The 12,653-nt window shown below is 70.3% G+C and carries 12 protein-coding genes; 3 read left to right on the plus strand and 9 right to left on the minus strand.

From position 1 onward, the window contains the following. Positions 1–8: 8 nt before the first annotated feature. Entirely contained in the window at positions 9–1,748 is a 1,740-nt protein-coding gene (locus C2L58_RS24355; RefSeq protein WP_103339929.1) for a CocE/NonD family hydrolase, read from the minus strand. A 122-nt stretch (positions 1,749–1,870) separates the two neighbouring features. Here C2L58_RS24355 and C2L58_RS24360 point away from each other — a divergent pair, with 122 nt between their 5' ends. Beyond that, the gene (locus C2L58_RS24360) at positions 1,871–2,467 is read left to right on the plus strand and encodes a TetR/AcrR family transcriptional regulator (protein WP_103339930.1); all 597 of its coding nucleotides are present in this window, start codon (positions 1,871–1,873) and stop codon (positions 2,465–2,467) included. A gap of 5 nt (positions 2,468–2,472) precedes the next feature. Here the strand turns inward: C2L58_RS24360 and C2L58_RS24365 are convergent, their stop codons facing one another. Genes C2L58_RS24365 through C2L58_RS24400 form a run of 8 tightly spaced genes read right to left on the minus strand, consistent with a single transcriptional unit; the run spans position 2,473 to position 10,405 of the window. Continuing rightward, entirely contained in the window at positions 2,473–3,648 is a 1,176-nt protein-coding gene (locus C2L58_RS24365; RefSeq protein ID WP_103339931.1) for a CaiB/BaiF CoA transferase family protein, read from the minus strand. After that, positions 3,645–4,505, minus strand: a complete 861-nt coding sequence (locus tag C2L58_RS24370; RefSeq protein WP_103339932.1) for a fumarylacetoacetate hydrolase family protein — start codon at positions 4,503–4,505, stop codon at positions 3,645–3,647. Before C2L58_RS24370 ends, C2L58_RS24365 begins: the two co-directional genes overlap by 4 nt. Next, positions 4,502–5,632, minus strand: a complete 1,131-nt coding sequence (locus C2L58_RS24375) for a DUF3500 domain-containing protein (protein ID WP_103339933.1) — start codon at positions 5,630–5,632, stop codon at positions 4,502–4,504. Before C2L58_RS24375 ends, C2L58_RS24370 begins: the two co-directional genes overlap by 4 nt. Then, positions 5,632–5,973 (minus strand): cupin domain-containing protein, encoded by a 342-nt coding sequence (locus C2L58_RS24380; RefSeq protein ID WP_199191418.1) that lies wholly within the window; start codon positions 5,971–5,973, stop codon positions 5,632–5,634. The genes C2L58_RS24375 and C2L58_RS24380 overlap by 1 nt, the downstream gene beginning before the upstream one ends. Continuing rightward, on the minus strand, positions 5,970–7,550 hold the full coding sequence (mhpA, locus tag C2L58_RS24385; protein ID WP_103339935.1) for a bifunctional 3-(3-hydroxy-phenyl)propionate/3-hydroxycinnamic acid hydroxylase MhpA: 1,581 nt from the start codon (positions 7,548–7,550) through the stop codon (positions 5,970–5,972). The genes C2L58_RS24380 and mhpA overlap by 4 nt, the downstream gene beginning before the upstream one ends. Then, a complete protein-coding gene (locus tag C2L58_RS24390; RefSeq protein WP_103339936.1) occupies positions 7,547–8,557 on the minus strand; it encodes a quinone oxidoreductase family protein in 1,011 nt (336 codons plus the stop codon). Before C2L58_RS24390 ends, mhpA begins: the two co-directional genes overlap by 4 nt. Positions 8,558–8,564: 7 nt before the next feature. Next, positions 8,565–9,827: an acyl-CoA dehydrogenase family protein gene (locus C2L58_RS24395; protein ID WP_146073662.1), complete on the minus strand. Its 1,263-nt coding sequence runs from the start codon at positions 9,825–9,827 to the stop codon at positions 8,565–8,567. Between the two features lie 50 nt (positions 9,828–9,877). Then, entirely contained in the window at positions 9,878–10,405 is a 528-nt protein-coding gene (locus tag C2L58_RS24400; RefSeq protein WP_103339943.1) for a nuclear transport factor 2 family protein, read from the minus strand. Positions 10,406–10,565: 160 nt separating this feature from the next. On the opposite strand from C2L58_RS24400, the gene C2L58_RS24405 reads away from it, so the two are divergent. Further along, positions 10,566–11,279 carry a GntR family transcriptional regulator gene (locus C2L58_RS24405; protein WP_103339938.1) on the plus strand — a complete coding sequence of 238 codons (714 nt, stop codon included), beginning with the start codon at positions 10,566–10,568 and terminating at the stop codon, positions 11,277–11,279. 87 nt (positions 11,280–11,366) lie between these two features. Further along, a complete protein-coding gene (locus C2L58_RS24410; protein WP_103339939.1) occupies positions 11,367–12,539 on the plus strand; it encodes a flavin reductase family protein in 1,173 nt (390 codons plus the stop codon). The last annotated feature ends 114 nt before the right edge of the window (positions 12,540–12,653 follow it).

Raw genomic sequence — 12,653 nt, forward strand, 5'->3', positions numbered from 1 at the left:
TGGTCCCTTCAGCGGGTCTGGACGGGCAGTTGCAGGTAGGAGGCGTGGTCACCGCCGGTGTGGATGACGTGTTCTCCGCGGTTGGCGCCGGTGTACTCCTGGATGCCGGGCATGAGGGTGCCCAGCAGGTTGCGGGAGCTGACGACGAAGCGCAGCTGCTCGCCGGCGCGGAAGGACAGCCCGATCGGGAGCAGGTCGATCTCGACGTCGATGATCTCGCCGGGGGCGAGGAGCTCGACCCGGTCGAAGCTGTGGGCCGGCACGTCTTCTGTGGACAGCTTCTCGTCCAGGTGCCGGGCCGAGACGCGCAGCCGTCCGTCCGATCCCTTGTAGCGCAGGATCGACGCGCCGTGGTCGGTGAGGTCGTGGACCACCGCGGTGCGGTTGGGGACGGTGAAGGCCTGCAGCGGGGTGCCGTGGGCGTCGAGCTTCTGCACGAGGACGAACAGGTCCATGTCGTCGGCGTCGCGGGCCTCGACCCACAGGTGCGCCTTCGGGTAGCCGACGAGCACGGTGTCCTCGTCGAAGCGCGCGAGGAAGGACACCGCGGCCGGGTTCGCGGCGACCGGGTAGGAGACGGCGGCCTCGCCGGTGGGGGCGGTGGTCGTCAGCGTGCGGGTGCGGCCGTCGAGGTAGTACCTGGTCGCGGTGACGTCGGCCGGCGGGAAGGTGTCCGCGGGGAGGTTGACCTGGTCGCCACCTTGCAGGTCGAGGACGGAATAGCGGACCCGGGGGGTGCGCTCCCAGCCGTTGTCGACGTCCTTGAGGTAGTGGTCGAAGAAGCGGCGCAGGTCCTCGACGTTGGCCTCGTCGTAGTAGTCGGGCCATTCCTGGGTGTTGTGGATGCGCAGCCACTTCTCGGGGCTGGCCATCCGTCGCCAGGCCCGGAAGGTACCGGCGGTGTGCAGGGTGTTGGAGTAGCTGGCCACGACGTAGGCGGGCACGGTGATCCGGTCGAAGTCGGGAACCTTGTGCGCCCAGAAGTCGTCCGCAAGCGGGTGGAGCCCGGCCTCGGTGAGGAGGTCCTCCTTGCGGTTCTTGCCGAAGAAGCTGCCCTCCTGGAGCTGGCGGGTGAACCCGGTGTCGGGCATCCCGCCGCGCAGCACCAGGTCGCGGTAGACGTCGCTGACGCCCTCCCACGGGTTGATCGCCGCCAGGTGCGGCGGCTGCTCGGCGGCGGTGAACCACTGGGAGACCGCGAGGTAGGACGTGCCGCTCATGCCGACTTTGCCGGTGCACCACTGCTGCTGCGCCAGCCATTCGATCAGGTCGAAGCAGTCCCGGCCCTCCTGGCGGTCCCACAGGACGCTGTCGCCCTCGGAGTCGACGACGCCCCGGATGTCGGGATTGCAGATCGCGTAGCCCCGGGCGCACCAGTAGGCGGGGTCCGGGCCTTCGAACTTCTCCAGCCCCGACACGATCCCGTTGTCGAGGCCGACCATGCCGAAAACGCCCATGACGCTCGCCGAAGATCCCTGCCCCTTGCCGTACGGGCTCCACGCCACGAGCACCGGCACCGGCTCGGTGCCGACCGGGCGGAACACGTCGACGTGGATGGTCACACCGTCGCGCAGCTGCACCGCGACGTCCTTTTCGAAGACGACGTCGACCGGCAGCGGACGGAACGGCGGGGCGAGGCGGAAGCCGGCCTCGAGGATCCGGGTGCCCGGCTCGAACGGCGTCAGCACCCCGGTCCGGGCGGGCGGCAGCGGCTGGGACGGCACGAACACCTTCTGGTCATTGCTCACGACGGGCTCCTCTCGCTCGGGCACGTCCTGGTGCCGCGTTCCTTCCTGACTCGACCGTACGGCGGACTCGAGAAAAACTCAACGCTTGTGGAGAAAAATGCAACCGCCGTTACACTCGCCGGATGACCGCGCACAAGGAGGCGGCTGGGGTCCGTCGCGGCCGCAAGCCCGGACCCGGCAGTACCCGGCAGGCCGTGCTCGACGCGGCGAGAGCGCGGTTCGCCCGCGACGGCTTCGCCGAGACCACGATCCGCCGCATCGCCGCCGACGCCGGGGTGGACGCCTCCCAGGTGATGCAGTTCTTCCGCTCGAAAGACGACCTCTTCGCCGCCGTCATGGCCGTTCCGGCGTCGGCACTGGAACGGTTCGACACCGCCTTCGAGGGACCTGACGAGCACCTCGGCGAACGCGTGGTGCGCGCCTACCTGAGGGCGTGGGAGGGCAGCGCCGAGGAGTCGGAACCCCTGATGGCGATGCTGCGCGGCGCGGTCGGCAACGAGAACGCGCGCGCGCAGCTGCGCGACTTCATCCAGTCCCGGTTGCTGCACGGCGCCGGAGACAATGGCGACGCGATGCTGCGCGCCGGCCTGGCCGCGGCGATGCTGGTCGGCGTCGTCACCAGCAGGCGGATCATCGGGGTCCCGGTGATCGTCGCCGCCGACGTCGAGCAGATCGTCGCGACCGTCGGCCCCGCGATCCAGCAGGTCCTGACCGGCTGACGGCCTCACCTGGCGTCCAGCCACGCGCGGATCTCCTCGTCGTGCTCGCCCAGCGCCGGCGGAGCGGTGTGGGTCCGCGGAACCTCGGTGCCGTCGAGGCCCGCCATCCGCAGCGGCGGTCCCGGCAGCCGGATCCTGCCGAGGACGGGGTGGTCGACATCGATGACCAGACCTTGGCTGAGCGTCTGCTCCCAGGTGTAGACCTCGTCCAGGGTCCGCACCTTTCCCGACGGGACACCGGCCTCGGCGAACCGGCGGAGCCAGTCCGCGGAAGTGCGCTCGCTCAGCCGGTTTTCCAGGACAGCGGTCAGCTCGTCGCGATACAGGACTCGGTCGCGGGCGGTCGCGAAGCGGGGATCCGTCGGGTCGAGCCCGGTGGTCAGCGCGACAGCGCGCCACTGGTGGTCGTTGCCGACCGCGATCTGGATGGTGCCGTCCCGGGTCGCGAACGCTCCATAAGGGACGATCGTGGGGTGCTGATTGCCCAGCGCGCGGGCCACCTCACCGGCCACGGTCCAGCGGGTGCCCTGGAACGCGTGGGCGCCGACGATCGCCGCCAGCAGTGACGTCCGCACGACGGTGCCCCGGCCGGTGTTCGCCCGCTCGGCCAGCGCCGACACGACCCCGAAGGCGCCGTACATCCCGGCGAGCAGGTCGCCGATGGGCACCCCGACCTTCGTGGGTTCGTCCGGGCCCGGCCCGGTCAGGGACATCAGCCCGGCCTCGCCCTGGGCGATCTGGTCGTACCCGGCCCGCCCGCCCTCGGGCCCGTCGTGGCCGAACCCGCTGATCGACAGCAGGACCAGGCGAGGATTGAGCTCGTTGAGACGATCGAGGCCGAAACCCAGGCGCTCCAGCGCACCCGGCCGAAAGTTCTCGACGAGGACGTCGGCCCGCTCGACGAGCCGCTCGAGATCGCGCCGCCCGGCGTCGGACTTGAGGTCGAGCTGGATCGACTCCTTGTTGCGGTTCGCCGACAGGAAATAGGTGGAGACCGGGTCGTCCGGCGGTCCCACGAACGGCGGCCCCCACTGCCGCGACTCGTCACCGACTCCTGGTGCCTCCACCTTGATGACCCGGGCGCCCATGTCGCCGAGCATCATCGTCGCGTGGGGTCCGGCCAGGGCGCGGCTGAGGTCGACGACGAGGACACAGGACAGCGGTCCGGCCGTGGCGCTCACTGCCCGCTCCCCAAGAGCCGGTGATCGTTGGCCACGATCGGGTTGCGCAGGGTGCCGAGCCGCTCGACCTCGACTTCGACCTCGTCGCCCGGGTGCAGCAGCCAGGGCGGTGTGCGGGCGTAGCCGACGCCGGCTGGTGTACCCGTCGCCAGCAGATCACCGGGCCGGAGCGTGAACGTGTGCGAGATCAGCGAGAGCGTTTCGCCGACCGTATAGGCCATTTCGGCGGTGGAACCGTCCTGGACCAGCTCGCCGTTGACCCGCGTCCGGACGCGGAGGCCGTCGCGCAGGTCGCCGACCTCGGCGGCCGGGACCATCGGGCCGAGCGGTCCGGAGCTGTCGCCGTTCTTGCCGAGGATCCACTGGCTGGTGAGCTTCTGTGCCCGTCGCGACGTCACGTCGTTGAACGTCGAGTAGCCGACGACGCCGGCCAGCGCCTGCTCGGGTGTGGCGTCGACGAGTGTCGACCCGACGTAGGCCATGACCTCGCCTTCCCAGTCGATGCCCTCTTCGTTGGCGGGGACGGGGATCGGAGCGCCTCCGACGGTGAGCGACGCCGTCCAGCGGGCGAACAGCGACGGGTAGGGCGGCAGGTCCTGATCGCGGAAGCTGCCTTCGGCCACGTGCTTGAGGTAGTTCAGCCCGATGCAGATCACCCGCGCACCGGGCAGGACCGGCGGAACCTGCCGCACGTCGGCGATCGCGACGATCGGTCCATCCGGAACCCGTGACAGAAAGCCGGTGGCGTCGGCCCAGAACTCGTCCAGCCCGGCCACGACGGTGACCTTGGCGCCGTCGTCGGACAGTGACGCGACCTCGACTCCTCCGCCGTCGCGGCGGATCCCCACGATCCTCATCGGTGTGCCTCCTCGTGGTGGGTGCCGTGCGGGGTGTCGAGGTGGTGCTGCATGAGGAGGTCGGCGGCGAAGTCGTTGGACGGGTCGCGCCAGACGCTGTGCACGTGGTTGGCGTCGTCCTCGGCGTTGTCGAACTCGATCAGGGTGGCGCCGCCCTGGATGCGGAAGTAGTGCGGCAGGTCGATGGTGGTGCCGCCGGCCCACGCGAAGTGCAGCTCGTCGACTCCGCCGGCGGCCGCGATGCGGTCCATCTCGGCGCCGACCAGTCCGGGACGGGCGCGGTGCACGAACTTCGCCAGCAGGTCGTCGAAGCAAGCCCGCTGGGCGGCGGAGAGGTCGCCGACGCGGATGCCACGGGGGTGGGCGCGGAAGTAGGCGAGCGCCCTGCGGTCGTCGTCGGTGATCATCGCGTCGCGGCGGCCGACGCCGTGGTAGGCCGGGTACTCGACGTCACCGATGTAGGGCACGGTGCGGGTGACGAAGTCCGCCGGGGGCTTGTCGTGGATGACCGCTTCCGCCCGCTGGCCGGCGGTGAGGCCGTCGAGCAGGAGGAAGGCGGCGTCCTCCTCCTCGCCGAGGATGCGGAACGGGCCGATGCGCGCCGGCTCGGCGCCCAGCAGGAACGGCGTGGCGTTGACCAGGTCGCCGTCGACCACGGTGACGTTGATCGACAGGTGGTGCCCGACCAGCCGGAAGCCCCAGGTGGTGTCGGGTTGCGGCTGGCCGAAGAAGGTCAGGAAGTAGCCGCGGGCGTCGCGGAACGTGGCGGCGACGTGGCCGAAGACCGGGAGGTTGAGCTCGCGCAGCACGTGTTCGTTGCTCATCACCTGAACCACGCGTGCGTAGGCGGGTAGCGACATCGACTCGGCGATGAGCCGGTGCGCCAGCACCTCCTGGTGGCGGTCCAGCTCGCCGAGGGGGAGGCCGTGCCGGCCGGACTCGGGCAGGAAGTTCCAATGCGTGCGGCCGGAGTCGGTGTGCGGCAGCAGCACCCGGGCCCGCTGGTCGCCGGTGAGGCTGTCGAACAGGCCGATCGCGGCGAAAGTGACCACGGTCGCGTCGAAGGAGCCGCCGGTGTGGGGGCGGTGTTCGGCCGGGAGTTCGCCGTGCATTACGAGATCGGTCATCAGGCGACCGGGCGGACGACGAGCATGCTGGCCGGCAGCTTGCTGCGGTTGACCACCTCGCGGCGGGTGCCGGCGGTGAAGTGGACGGAGTCGTACGGCCGGAGGGTGGCTTCCTCGCCGTCGCTGACCATCACCAGCTCGCCGCTGAGGAGGATGTACACGGTCTCGACCGGCTGCTCGCTCAGCTCCGCCTGTCCGCCGGGCAGGTAGTGCGAGAGCACGACGGTCACGTCCTTCGTCGGGGTCGACGTGCCGCCTTGGAGGCGTACCGGCCCGACACCGGTGTGACCGGGTGGATCGAAGCGTTCGGCCTCGGCGAGCCGGGTGACGCGCATGGTCATCGCAGGTGTTTCCCTTCATCGGGGTGGGGCTGCAGCGCGCGGCGCAGCTCCGAGACGAGGCGGGGGACGTCGGTGTGGTCGCCGGCGCCGAAGACGGAGAAGTCCGGGCGGGCGAGGAATGCGGTACAGCCGTGCCGGGTGAACCAGCGTTCGTAGGCGCCGTCGAGGTCGCGCACCGGGCCCGCCGGGGACAGGTCGGTGATACTGCCGCCGATCTTGCGGAACCACGACGCGGCTTCCTCGTCGAGCAGCTCTCCTGGATCGCCCGCCCAGCTCACGAGCTGCCAGTCGCCGCCGACGACGTCATCGAACAGACCGGTCCGGCCGGCGATCGCGACCCGTCCCTGGGGTGCCAGCCGCCCCTCGACGCCTCTGCTGGGGACGGTGATCGACGGCGCGCCCAACCGAGGGTGCGGTGGTTCCACGGCGGTGGCCGCTTGCCGCTTCAGCTCGGTGTCACGGGCTGCGGCTCGTATGGGGTCCAGCTCGCAGATGACGCGGCCGGCAGCGACCGCTTCATCGATGATCTCCCGGACGTGGCCGGCTCGTTCCGGGCCGTAGGTGTCCAGCACCTTCGGATCCGCGAGTCCGGCGTGCACCATGCCCAGGCGCCAGGCCAGCGCGCGGGCGTCGCGGAGCCCGGCGCACAGGCCCTGGCCGAGGAACGGGGGCATGAGGTGCGCGGCGTCGCCGGCCAGGAAGGCGTTGCCCACCCGCCAGGTTCGCGCCCACCGGCCCCGGAAGGTGTAGACGGCGTGCCGTTCCAGCTCGGCGTTGCCGGGGGTGACTCCCCACGGGGCCATGAGCCGCCAGGCCGTGCCTTCCTGCGCCAGCTCGTCGACGGGCATGTCGTCGCGGCGCATGAACTCGAAGCGGCGGCGCCCCGGTCCGCTGTTGACCGCGGTGGCCGGCTGGCGCGGATCGCAGTACTGGACCACGAAGGCGTCCCACGTCTCTTCGCGCAACGGCCGGTAGTCGACGACCAGCCAGTCGGCTTCGAAGCCCGAGTCGCCGACGTCCACCGCGAGCTGGGTGCGCACCGGGCTGTTCGCGCCGTCGGAGCCGACGAGCCATCGGCTGCGGACGGTGGTCGTCGTCGCGGGTTCCGTGGTGGAGACGAGCTGCGTCGAGACGACGTCGGCGTCCTGGGCGAAGGAGGAGAACGCCCAGCCGCGGTGCACGGTCACGCCCGCGGTGGCTTCGGCGACCTCTTCGAGGACCGCTTCGAGGTCGGGTTGGTGGAAGCCGTTGGTGTTGGCCCACCCGGATTCGGCCGGCCGGTTCCAGTCGATCGAGCGCAGCAGCTCGCCTTCGCCGTTACGGAACTGGTAACCGCCGCGGGCGCCCTGCGACGGTGTGAAGAGATTGGCGTGGTCGGCCATGATCCCGGCGGCCTGCAGGATGCGCAGGGCTTCGTGGTCGATCGTGCAGGCCCGGGGGAGCGGGTACCGCTGCGGCCAGCGCTCGACGACCGCGACCCGCATTCCCGCTTGACCCAGGAGGATCGCGGTGAGCAGGCCGACGGGTCCGCCGCCGACGACGAGGCAGTCGGCCTCGGGAGCGGGGAGCGTGGTCATGCCAGGTCTCCGTGGGGGACGACGACGCACTTGGCGTGGGGCGAGCCGGACTGGGCCCGCCACGCGGCCGGCAGCTCGTCGAGGGGGAAGACGCGGGTCGCCAGCTGCAGGCCGCCGCGAGAGATCTCGGCCCACAGCCAGGTCAGCGCCTGGTACTTGTCCCGCAAGGAGAGGTGCAGGCCGGCAAAACCGGACAGGACCAGCTGCTTGCCGCGCATCGACCCCGCCGGAACCTGCGCCGTCGGACCGGCGAGGTTGCCGATGTTGACCAGCCGCGCCCGAGGCGCGCAGACCTGCAGGGCGGCTTCCAGGGGCGTGCCGTAGATCCCGTCCAGGACGACGTCCACCGGTCCCGCCGCGGCGAGCAGCCGGGCCGCCAGTTCGTCCCGGCTTTCGCCGGGCTGTAGGGCGACGACGGCGTCGGCGCCGAGATCGAGCACGCGCTGCAAGGCGGCTTGGTCCCGGCCGACGCCGATCACCCGTCCCGCGCCCACCTGCCGGGCGATCTGCACCGCGAGCTGACCCACGGCGCCGGTGGCGCCCAGCACCAGTACCGTCTCGCCGCGTCGCACACCGGCGATCTCCACCAGCGGCAGGTACGCCGCCGTGCCCGCGTTGCCGACCGCGGCGGCCAAGACCGGGTCGATGCCGCGGGGGAGCGGGACCACGTCCGCGTCGGCGACGACGACCCGGTCGGCGAACGCTCCCGGCGTCTCCGGTGCGGCGTGGCATTCCGCATACACCCGGGTGCCGGGCTCGTGCGCGTCGGATTCCAATACGACACCCACGCACTCGCTGCCGGGAACGTAAGGGGCTTCGTGGCGGACTGAGTGGAATGCCCCGGAAGCGATGAGCAGGTCCAGCGGATTGAGCGGCGCCGCGGCCACCGCGACCAGCGTCGTGCCGCGCGTCCGGTGCGGCAGCACTGTCGTGCCCAGGCGCGGCTCGGCGGCCGGGGCGTCGACGAGGGCCGCGCGCACGACACCGGCATCTCTGGCGAGTGACATGGTCGGGTCAGCCGGCCTGGGGTGCGGCGGTGCGGTTGAGGGTGGTGATCCCGGCGAAGTCGTGGGGCTGGATCCCGGCCATGAGGCGCCCGTAATTCTCCGAAAGCGCTTCCAGGTTCAGCGCGCCATGGAGGGTGACGACGCGCGCGTCGCGCCAGGCCCGCTGGATGTGTTCGAAGTCCATGATCGCGGTCGAACCGGAGTTGCGCTGAAGCAGCTCGATCGCCTCGGCACACCACTTGGCGGCGTAAGCGGTCTCGGCGAGGACGCGCGCGCTGAAGTGCTGCAGGTACTCCGGCGACGCGGGCGTACCGGCGGCGGCGAGGTCGCCCAGCCGATCGGTCTCGGCCGCGTTGGCCTGCGCCATCAGCGTCGCCGACCGGATCTTGCTGTGCACCTCGGTGAGCATGAGGTGCGTCAGCGGCGCCTCGAGCTGGTTCTTGTACGTCGTGCCGCGGATCGGCCGGCCGGCGGAGCGCTCGAGGAACCGGGCCAGTGCGCCCTGGGCGATCCCGATCGACATGCCGGCCATGAGGCTGAACGCCCAGCCGAGCGAGGGGGCCTTCCACAGCGATCCGGCCAGGCCGTTGTCCAGCGTGCCGGCCACGACGTCGCGGAAGTCGGCGACCCGGTGGGCGGGGACGAACAGCTCATCGCCCGAGAGGGTGACGGAGACGCTGCCCGTGGCGCACATGCCGGCGACTTGCCAGTCGTCGAGGAACTGCAGTTCGTTGCGGGGGACCTGGACTCCGACGAGGTAGCGGCCGTCGCCGTCGTCGGCCATGCAGCCCAGGTTCGTGTAGGGCGCCCACAGCGCGTCGCTGCCGAACGTCCAGGGGCCGCCGGAGATGATCCAGCCGTCGTCGACCCGCTTCGCGCGCCCCCGTGTCGCCGGGAAGTGGCTCGATCCGGCTACGCGGGGCCCGACCCACGCGGGGCCGTAGACCTCTTCCACGACCTTGGCGCCCGAGCCGGCCGGGATCCAGTTCGTTGAGGCCGCCACCCACACGGTCCACCCGGCCGAACCGTCCCACGACGACACTTCGGTGACGACGTCGAGCTGATCCCGGACCGAGAGCTCGGCGCCGCCGAACTCCGCGGGACTGGCGATGTCGAAGGCGCCGGTGGCGTCGAGCGCGGCGATCGTCTCGTCGGAGTGGCGGCCGGCACGTTCCGCTTCCAGCGCGGCGGCGCGCAGGGTCGGACCGAGCTTGTGCACCTTCTCCAGGACGGCGGCGAGCGTGGCGGGCCGGTCGTCGGTGACGAGCATCGTGGTCTCCGTGTCGGGTCGGTCGTTCAGGGGGTGTTGCGCCGTCGCCGTCACCGGGTCGCCTTGACGGCGTTGAGGTAGGCGACCCGGCCGGCTTCGGCGTGCTCGCGCAGGACGTTGAGCTTCATGTCGGGCCGGTGCTCGGCGTTCGGCTCGGGCACGAACGGGTTGCCGGTCCAGGACATCAGCCGGCAGACGCGTCGCCGGATGCGCCAGCCGGCCTCGGTGCGGACGAGCTCGTCGTCGTACCAGCCGGTGCCGGTCCACGTGGGACCGTCCTCGGCCGCTTCCCGGATGAGCAGCCAGTTTCCGTAGCTGAAGGCGTTGGCGCGATCGCCGTCGACGTGCACCAGCTGACTCATCATCGTGTGCTGGTGGCTGTCCAGCGTCTCGTGGAACTCCGCGAAGGACCGCTTGAAGTTCTCCAGACCCACCCACGCGTTGCCGGCCGGGCCGAACTCCGCGGTCACGTCCTGGGAGAAGACGAGGTCGAACAGGTCCCAGGCGTGCGCGTCCAGCGCGAACCCGTACAGGTTGAGCAGCTCGACGATCGCTGCCTTGTCCTCGGTGTCAGCCACGGTGCTGCTCTCCATCTCGCCTGTGAAATGTTACTGAATGCCTGTGCCAGGTCTAGACTGGTCGAGCTGGGGTGTCAAGACGCAATCTCGACTCGCTCACCGGTAGTCTGACGGGGCCAGTGGTCTTCCACTGCCAGCAACAACTCGACGGGGTGACCTGGTGACCGACGTGTCCGACTCCCGCGTCTCGCTGAACGAGACCGCCTACCGCCGGCTGAGGGGCGACATCATCGCCTGCCGTCTGGCGCCTGGCCAGCGGCTCACGGAGAAGCAGCTGGCGGCCGACACGGGCTTCAGCACCGCACCCCTGCGCGACGCCCTGACCCGCCTCGATCACGAAGGCTTGATCCGTACGGTGCCTCGCAAGGGCTACCAGGTCACGCCGTTGACGCCGAAGTCCATCGACGACCTCTTCGTCGTCTGGGGGATAGTGGGTCCCGAGCTCATCCGGCTCGGTCTGCGCCAGGCGAGTAAAGCCCAGCTCGACGCGGCACGGACGGCGTTCGACGAACTGGACGTGCTCGCCGGGGAGCAGGGCGGATCACCGTCGGCTCTCTTGGACATCGACGTGGTCAACCGGACCTTCGCAATCCTGGCCGAGGCTGCCGGCAACACCTACCTGATCAACTTCTTCCAGCGGCTCATGGGCGACATGAGCCGCATCCGAGCACTGTTGCTCACCTCGGATCACACCAACGCCGCGACAGCGCCGGCCGGCCACTGGGTGCGCCACATCCTCGACGAGCTGGACGTGGACAAGGCCGCGGAGCACGCCAGGCGCTACATCGAAGATGTTCACCAGCATGTGCTCCGGGCCATCATCAGGTGGCCCTCGGTGATGAGCAGCGAGGTCAGCGTCCTGCCGCCACGGTGAGGCGAAGCTTGACACAACGCATGTCGGTCCTTTTAACATGTCACAAACCTTAAATAGACATGTTAGAGCTGCGGACTGGAGCGCACGATGACCGACGCCGGCACCGCGACGATCGACCCCGCACTGTTCCGCGAGACGCTCGGGCACTACCCGACCGGGGTAGCCGTCGTCACCGCGGTGTCCGAGACCGGCATCCCGGAAGGCATGGTCGTCGGAACGTTCACCTCGGTCTCCCTGGATCCTCCGCTGATCGCCTTCTTTCCCGCCAAGGGCTCGAGGAGCTTCGCGCGGTTCCGAGACGCCGCCACCTTCTGCATCAACGTCCTGGCCGCCGATCAGGAACCGCTGTGCCGCCGGCTGGCGACCGGTGGCGCGGCCAAGTTCGACGGCGTCCGCTGGCGGCCGGGACCACTCGGCTCACCCGTCCTCGACGGCGCGGTGTCCTGGATCGAGTGCACGTTCGAGGACGTGCGCGAGGCAGGTGACCACTACATCGTTCTCGGGCGCGTGCAAGAGCTCGGCGTCGCCCGGTCGACCTTGCCGTTGCTGTTCTTCCAAGGCGGGTACGGAAAGTTCTCGACCGGATCGTTCATCGCCGCGCCGGATCCGGAGCTGATCCAGGCAGCGCAGCTGGCCGAGACGATCCGGTCGGAGGTGGAGGACCTCAGCGCCGCCTTCGCGGTCGGCTGCAGCGTCCTCGTCAAGATCGGCAGCGACGCGGTTCAAGTGCTCACCGCCAGTGGCGGGCGGGCGTCCGAGACCGTCCCGCTCGGACATCGGCAACCCATCATCCCGCCACTCGGCGCCGTGTTCATGGCGAATGCGGCACCCTCGGAGATCGAGGGCTGGTTGCAGCGGGCGCCCGACAACAGCCGAGACCGTCGCACCCTCCACGGCAGACTGCTCGACGTAGTGCGAAATCGTGGCTACTCGCTCCTCGCTGCCGAGCCGGAGTTGTTGCGGCGTCATCAAGCGGTGCTGACCGAATTCGAGCGGTCCGACCGGCTGCCCCGGCAGGAACGCGATGTGCGGCAGGCGACCGCCGATCTCGTCGACCTGTTCTGCCCTGACCTCGTCGCCGGCCGACGCTACGACCTCGCCTCGATCGTGGTACCGGTCCCCACGACGGCAGACCTGCCCCCGATGGCTCTGCGGATGACCGGGATGCCGAAATCCGCGCCGACCGAACAGGTCGAGACCTGGATCCGCGGCCTGAGGAGAGTGGCCGCCGCGCCCGCCATGGTCGGCACCTCCGGGTGACGTGCGCCGAACGTCACGTTGAACGGGGCACCCGCAGGGCGTCGGCCACGGCCTTGGTGTCCCAGTAGAAGGGGTGGAACTCGGTGATGAGTCCGTCCTTGACGGTGACCATCT

Origin of the sequence: Amycolatopsis sp. CA-126428 (genome assembly GCF_002904335.1) — a bacterium.
Classification (GTDB): Bacteria; Actinomycetota; Actinomycetes; order Mycobacteriales; family Pseudonocardiaceae; genus Amycolatopsis.

Excerpts from the sequence above, each read along its gene's own strand:
- C2L58_RS24360 (WP_103339930.1), top strand. The coding sequence starts at position 1,871 with ATGACCGCGCACAAGGAGGCGGCTGGGGTCCGTCGCGGCCGCAAGCCC.
- C2L58_RS24370 (WP_103339932.1), bottom strand. The coding sequence starts at position 4,505 with ATGAGGATCGTGGGGATCCGCCGCGACGGCGGAGGAGTCGAGGTCGCG.
- C2L58_RS24375 (WP_103339933.1), bottom strand. The coding sequence starts at position 5,632 with ATGACCGATCTCGTAATGCACGGCGAACTCCCGGCCGAACACCGCCCC.
- C2L58_RS24380 (WP_199191418.1), bottom strand. The coding sequence starts at position 5,973 with ATGACCATGCGCGTCACCCGGCTCGCCGAGGCCGAACGCTTCGATCCA.
- mhpA (WP_103339935.1), bottom strand. The coding sequence starts at position 7,550 with ATGACCACGCTCCCCGCTCCCGAGGCCGACTGCCTCGTCGTCGGCGGC.
- C2L58_RS24390 (WP_103339936.1), bottom strand. The coding sequence starts at position 8,557 with ATGTCACTCGCCAGAGATGCCGGTGTCGTGCGCGCGGCCCTCGTCGAC.
- C2L58_RS24395 (WP_146073662.1), bottom strand. The coding sequence starts at position 9,827 with ATGCTCGTCACCGACGACCGGCCCGCCACGCTCGCCGCCGTCCTGGAG.
- C2L58_RS24410 (WP_103339939.1), top strand. The coding sequence starts at position 11,367 with ATGACCGACGCCGGCACCGCGACGATCGACCCCGCACTGTTCCGCGAG.